The sequence below is a fragment of the Glaciecola sp. 1036 genome (assembly GCF_050306235.1).
Classification (GTDB): Bacteria; Pseudomonadota; Gammaproteobacteria; order Enterobacterales; family Alteromonadaceae; genus Glaciecola.
The window spans coordinates 1-386 of the sequence record NZ_JBLWFH010000046.1 but is presented as its reverse complement, the minus strand read 5'-3'; the positions used below and the strand labels follow the sequence as shown (position 1 = coordinate 386).

Genomic DNA, 386 nt, shown 5'->3' with positions numbered 1-386 from the left:
TGTCAGCATTCGCACTTGTGATATGTCCAGCATGCTTCTCAACACACCTTCATCCACTTACACAACGCTCCCCTACCAGATAGAGAGCATCCTTAATCAGCCCGCTTGTCTTTGCGTTACATCTTGAACACTTGTATCGCTTCCGTTTCTCTCGTACAAAAACGTACGCTGCGAGACGGGTCGATAAAACTGTCCAACCTGTTTAGCAAATCCTGCGCCCATGGCCCTTTAGATTTGCTCGCTTTTCTCAACAAGATACTTCTTCACTTGTTTTCACTGCACAAGCTAATTAAGTGATGCTCTCTAAATCCGCAGCTTCGGTATATTGCTTAGCCCCGTTACATCTTCCGCGCAGGCCGACTCGACTAGTGAGCTATTACGCTTTC

Annotated in this window: 1 rRNA gene; it reads right to left on the bottom strand. The window is 46.9% G+C overall.

Features of this window, described 5'->3' with window-relative positions:
• A 23S ribosomal RNA gene (locus tag ACNKW3_RS19850) occupies positions 1-386 on the bottom strand; the annotation flags it as partial.